Consider the following 1514-nt stretch of genomic DNA (forward strand, 5'->3'; position numbering starts at 1 on the left):
TTTGCGCCACCCTCAGGGATGAAAAATGGTTGAGCAAAATATTTTTCACGGCAAAAGTACGAACCAAAGACTTTCTTCAGGTTCTCTCGCAGACTAAAAACCGATCACTTAATGACCATCGGGTAACTCCCTGGAGCAGCATGTCCAGTTGTTTTTGGCGCCATCCACGACGTTCACCAATGTCAGGTGCGACTTTTGTTCAAATACCTGATCCGGGTGATTTTAGATGGACTGTTTCAACGTCTCTTTTTTGCTTTCGGGTATTCGTTCCATTCTGATGGTTGATAGTCGCTCTCCCTGCTTGAGTCTGGGGAAACATCTTGAGCACGCTTTAAGAACAGACCGAACAAGTCCAGGAATACCTGTTTTTCACCCGTGAAAGTAATTAGATCAAATTTCAGAAAATTATCGAAAGATATCATTGGATGTTGACAGAATTTTTCATTATTAATGAGACAATGACTTAAAGCAGTAAACACCCTCAGATCCTCAATATTTACCAGAACGTCGGTATTTAACTGATCACGAGATGGCAAATCTGATCTGTTTTCTATCTTTTCTTTAGTTCTCAGAAATTTAATATCAACTTTCTCATTCTCTGGCAGAAGATAAATGGATAATAAATGATCAGCACCTGAGCAAATACGAACCCTCGTTGTAGAATAATCCACTAAACTGACCCGGTCATTATGAGAAAGTTCTTTTCTCTGAAGATGATCAATCAGATAGTGAACTTCATTTTGTATTGTTGTGCCATGCATAATGCCTGATTTGAAAGTAACTGCATTTTCGCCACAACGAGTGGGTAACGCTCCCTCAGGAATATGCACCATAACATCACTTGCCTGGCCAGGGCCTGGTTTACCTATATGAACCGTGTAATCCCCTCCCTTCCTGGCAACATAGGTTTTATCCTCAAACCTCTCAGGCTCTAATTCACTGACATTTTGCTCCAGTATCTCCAGAAATTCAGATTTTTCTTTTGCATGTTGCTGACCTAATAGGTCATGCTGATTTTGTAGTGCCTTAATCTCGTTATAAGTCTCAACGTTTCCATAAGAATTTGAAATGTTGGTTATTTCAGCCATGAAATCAGCAACCTGATCTTTGCCAATAACTTTATTTAAAGTTAAAAAATTTCTAAATGCTGCCAACACAGAATTTTTTCTCTCAACGGGTGCATCAACAATCACAGAGACAATCCGATCCAAATTACTTTTGCCCTGCCCGCCATCTTTAATACTGGCTATAGCTTCCAGCGTCTTTATTTTAATAGACTTCAAGTCATTTATTTTTCCTGAAATGGGTTCTAGATATTCTTTGACACGCCTGCCAAAAACTAATTTTACATCCTCGTTAGATGCTGGCTTGTCCAGTCTTCCTGAAACAGCGTCTGCCTGAAAACACCCAGAGGTTGCTGCATCTTGACCAGCTCCTGCAATTGATAACCGGGATAATAAACAGGGCGACAGAATCGGTCGAACGATCATCCCGATAATAGGATATTTAGCTAT

1 protein-coding gene is annotated in these 1514 nt (G+C 40.2%); it reads right to left on the bottom strand.

What is annotated here, in order from left to right:
* Positions 1-236 precede the first annotated feature (236 nt).
* Positions 237-1514: hypothetical protein (locus KDK14_RS04160; RefSeq protein WP_257263760.1), on the bottom strand; the 1278-nt coding region annotated here is incomplete at its 5' end.

It is taken from the genome of Endozoicomonas sp. ONNA2 (genome assembly GCF_024606365.1).
In the GTDB taxonomy this organism is placed as follows: Bacteria; Pseudomonadota; Gammaproteobacteria; order Pseudomonadales; family Endozoicomonadaceae; genus Endozoicomonas.